Genomic DNA, 4,289 nt, shown 5'->3' with positions numbered 1-4,289 from the left:
TTTTTTAGAAAATATGCCATATAATCCCCTCCTTATTTATCACCACTATCACCATTAATTATAGCACATAAAAAGTAATTTTGCAAGTGTTTTTAGCAATAAAAAAAGCCTTATTTTAAGGCTGCTTCACGCTTTTAATATAAAATTTACTCCTAAAGATTTATGGTGCTAACTTCTAAAGACGGGAACATCATATTACGGATTATAAAGTTGAACATTGAAGTTTTTTACTTCTTTTATTATATATTTGATATAATAAATTATATAATAAATTATATAGGAATAAGAATATAGGAATAAGAAAGCGCCACAATACTATTATGACTGCTTATTGCCATGCTATACCAAAAGGCGAAATATTCATATTTCAAGAAACAATATTACCAGTTATTAACTGGAAACTGGGTCTACTAACTGATCCAAATACTATTATACGAGGTGGTTAATAATATGAAGTGGGAGGAAGTAAGAAAAATTTACCCAGATAAATTTGTTAAGCTACAGATTTTAAAATCTCATATTGACGGAAACATTAGATATGTTGATGAAGTTGCTGTTATTCAGGCTTTTGACGATAATAAGGAGGCTACTCGTGAACTAGTAAGAGCCAAAGATGACATCCTTGTCTATCACACTGGCAAAGAAAAAATTGAATTAGAGATTAAGCAAATATTTGGATTTAGAGGTATAAAGGAAAATAAGGAATTATATGAATATGGAGGGTCTATAGGTTATGGAGAAGTTTAAAATAGCAGTAGTAGGTTGTGGTAGCATGGCCAATATCTGGGTACAGTATGCAATTTCGCGGCAGGATACTGACATAGTGGCTTTGGTTGATATAAAACAGGAAAATGCACTGAAAATGAAAGAAAAGTATAAGCTGGAATGTGGAGTTTATACTGATGTAACAAATGCTATCCGTGAATCCGGTGCTAACCTGGTATTCGATGTTACTATTCCCGAAAGCCGTAAATCTGTGGTTCTTGCCTCTTTTGCAGCGGGCTGTGATGTATTTGGAGAAAAGCCTATGGCTGCCTCAATGGAAGAGGCTGAAGAAATAGTTAAGGCATCCAAAAATTATGGCAAAATGTATGCTGTTATGCAAAATAGGCGCTATTTAAAAAAAATACGTTCTTTTAGGAAAATAATCCAGTCGGGGGTTTTAGGACAACCTAGTTTTGTATGTGCCGATTTTTTCATCGGACCGCATTTCGGTGGTTTCAGGGATATAATGGATAGCCCCCTGTTACTGGATATGGCTATACACACCTTCGACCAAGCGAGGTTCATTACAGGGCAGGATGCTTTATCGGTCTACTGCCACGAATTCAATCCTGTGGGCTCTTGGTACCGCGGAAATGCTGCAGCAGCCTGTATTTTTGAAATGACAGGCGGATTAGTTTTCTCTTACAGGGGCTCATGGTGTTCAGAAGGAGTACCCACTTCCTGGGAAGCTGACTGGAGAATTCAGTGTTCAAAAGGTACTGCCATATGGAAAGGTGATGAAGCTCCTTATTATGAAGTAACCGTACCAGTAGATAAACAGGAATTCTATAGCCGTTTTGAGAGGGTTGAACCGTGTCTTGATTGGGATGGCAGGGAAGGACATGCCGGATGCTTGGATGAAATGTTTACAGCACTTAAAGAAGGCAGAAAGGCGGAAACAGATTGCAGCGATAATATAAAAAGCATGGCAATGGTTTTCGGGGCCATAGAAAGCGCCCGCAAAGGAATAAAAGTTTCAATATAAAAAGCAACGTAAATATAAAATAACTCTTTGCCGGAAGTATAAATTTGTATATAATTTAATATATAACAAAAAAGTTAAAAGGGGGTATTCTGTAAATGAAACTGGGAGTTTTTACAGTACTTTTAAGTGCTAAAAGTCTTGAAGAAGCCTTAAAGTACCTTGCGGAATTGGGTGTTCAGGCAATCGAGATAGGGACTGGCGGTTATCCAGGAAAAGCGCATGCAAATCCTGAAGAGCTATTATCAGATGACAAAAAAGTTTCAGCACTGAGGGAACTTGTTAAGAAGTACAATATGGAAATAAGTGCGTTGAGTTGTCACGGAAATCCTGTACACCCACAGAAGGAAATAGCTGAATCTTTTCACAAGGATTTCGAAAATACGGTTCTCTTAGCAGAAAAGCTTGGTATAAACAGAGTTATTACATTTTCTGGTTGCCCTGGCGATTCTCCATTTTCCAAATACCCCAACTGGGTAACATGTCCATGGCCGGATGATTTTCTTAAAATCCTTGAATATCAGTGGAATGAAGTACTTATACCATACTGGGTAAAGGCTGTTGATTTTGCAAAGCAACATGGAGTAAATAAAATTTGTCTTGAAATGCACCCTGGCTTCTGTGTATATAACCCTGAAACCCTTCTTAAGTTGAGAAGTGCTGTAGGTGATGAGATCGGAGCTAATTATGATCCAAGTCACCTCTTCTGGCAAGGTATAGATCCTGTAGCTTCCATCCGCAAGTTAGGAACTGCCATCTTTCATTTCCACGCAAAAGACACCAAAATAGACAAAATGAATACTGCTCTCAACGGTGTATTAGATACGAAGCATTATAGTAATGAGATTAAACGTTCCTGGATATTCAGGACGGTAGGCTATGGTCATGATGAACAGGTTTGGAAAGATATCGTCAGCAACCTAAAAATGGTCGGCTATGATGATGTATTGAGCATCGAACATGAAGACAGCCTGATGTCGGTTAATGAAGGCCTTCAAAAAGCTATTGCTTTTCTTAAAAATGTTATGCTGTTTGAAAAGACCGGCGGTATGTGGTGGGCTTAAAAAGTTTAATAGTCTATGGTAGTCTATGGTAGAAAAAGGAGGGAGATGGAATGAAAGATACTATAAATGTCGGACTGGTAGGCTATAAATTCATGGGAAAGGCTCATAGTAATGCTTTCCAGCGCCTTGGAATGTTCTTCAATCCAAGTCTTAAAGTAAATATGAAGGCTATATGTGGAAGGGACGAGAGTTGGGTTAAGGAATCAGCTGAGAAATTCGGTTGGGAAAGCTATGAAACTTCGTGGGAAAAGCTTGTAGAAAGAAATGATATTGATATGATTGATATTACGGCACCAAGCAATGTTCACAAAGAAATCGCCATTCGTGCTGCAGAATGCGGTAAGCATATTTTTTGTGAAAAGCCGCTTGCGTTGAATTTAAAAGATGCTAGGGAAATGGTAGATGCGGTTGAAAAATACAAGGTGAAGCACCAGATTGGTTTTAACTACCGATTTGTGCCTGCAGTACAGCTAGCGAAAAAGTTGATTGATGAAGGTAAACTTGGAAAAATATACCATTTTAGAGGACTTTACCTGCAAGATTGGATTATTGATCCCGATTTCCCACTGGTATGGAGGCTAGACAAGAAAGTTGCCGGCTCTGGTTCACATGGCGATCTGGGTGCTCATCTTATAGATATGGCCAGGTATCTTGTCGGAGAATTTGACCGGGTCATTGGGATAAATAAGACCTTTATCAAGGAAAGACCTGTTGTGGAAAAGATGACAGGTTTGTCGGCCAAAGCTAAGGAATCATCCAAAAAAGGAGAGGTTACGGTTGACGATGCCACATTATTCCTGGCAGAGTTTAAGAATGGGGCATTAGGTTCTATAGAAGCTACACGATTTGCCAACGGACACAAAAATGCAATGTCCTTTGAGATTAACGGAAGCAAAGGCAGTATAAAGTTTGAATTTGAACGCATGAACGAATTGCAGTACTTCAGTGTAGATGACCAACCCGGAACTCAGGGTTTCCGCCTAATTCAGGTGACAGAAGGTATTCATCCCTATATGAATGCCTGGTGGCCCGCAGGACATGTGATTGGTTATGAGCATACCTTTGTACATGAAATGTATGAATTCGTAGAAGCAATTGCTAAAGATAAGCAAGCTATACCCAATTTTAATGACGGAATGAAATGCTCACAGGTGCTTGAGGCCGTTGACCTTTCAATTGAGGAAGCCAGATGGGTGAAGGTTGACAGTTTGTAAGGCACAATAAGCAGAAATAATTAAAACAGCAAGCAACTTAAAAATTATAGTGCTTGCTGTTTTATTATCGCGATGTGTAATCAACGGGCGCATTTTCTATGTATGACCCATATAATGACAGAAACATTGCGCAAGGCCTCGTAGAGCCTGTTAATCCGACGAGGGATAAGCAAATCAACTGTATGAGCAAAATAATTACATTGATGTGCTATTAAATTTTATTCAAATTATTTTGCGAGTTTGATTTGCCCCGAAGTGAATTTA

General features: G+C 38.6%; 4 protein-coding genes. All 4 read left to right on the top strand.

The annotated features are described in order from the left end of the window. Nucleotides 1-450: 450 nt before the first annotated feature. Nucleotides 451-747, top strand: a complete 297-nt coding sequence (locus HPY74_20070; protein ID NSW92905.1) for a hypothetical protein — start codon at nt 451-453, stop codon at nt 745-747. Beyond that, nucleotides 734-1,750, top strand: coding sequence for a Gfo/Idh/MocA family oxidoreductase (locus tag HPY74_20065; protein NSW92904.1), 1,017 nt, complete (start codon nt 734-736; stop codon nt 1,748-1,750). Before HPY74_20070 ends, HPY74_20065 begins: the two co-directional genes overlap by 14 nt. 95 nt (nt 1,751-1,845) lie before the next feature. Next, a complete protein-coding gene (locus tag HPY74_20060) occupies nt 1,846-2,811 on the top strand; it encodes a sugar phosphate isomerase/epimerase (GenBank protein ID NSW92903.1) in 966 nt (321 codons plus the stop codon). Nucleotides 2,812-2,861: 50 nt separating this feature from the next. Beyond that, entirely contained in the window at nt 2,862-4,025 is a 1,164-nt protein-coding gene (locus HPY74_20055) for a Gfo/Idh/MocA family oxidoreductase (GenBank protein NSW92902.1), read from the top strand. The last annotated feature ends 264 nt before the right edge of the window (nt 4,026-4,289 follow it).

It is taken from the genome of Bacillota bacterium, assembly GCA_013314855.1.
Lineage (GTDB): Bacteria > Bacillota > Clostridia > Acetivibrionales > DUMC01 > Ch48.
Note: the sequence above shows the minus strand (reverse complement) of the source record. Positions and strands in the feature narration are given on the sequence as shown.

Excerpts from the sequence above, each read along its gene's own strand:
- HPY74_20070 (NSW92905.1), top strand. The coding sequence starts at position 451 with ATGAAGTGGGAGGAAGTAAGAAAAATTTACCCAGATAAATTTGTTAAG.
- HPY74_20065 (NSW92904.1), top strand. The coding sequence starts at position 734 with ATGGAGAAGTTTAAAATAGCAGTAGTAGGTTGTGGTAGCATGGCCAAT.
- HPY74_20060 (NSW92903.1), top strand. The coding sequence starts at position 1,846 with ATGAAACTGGGAGTTTTTACAGTACTTTTAAGTGCTAAAAGTCTTGAA.
- HPY74_20055 (NSW92902.1), top strand. The coding sequence starts at position 2,862 with ATGAAAGATACTATAAATGTCGGACTGGTAGGCTATAAATTCATGGGA.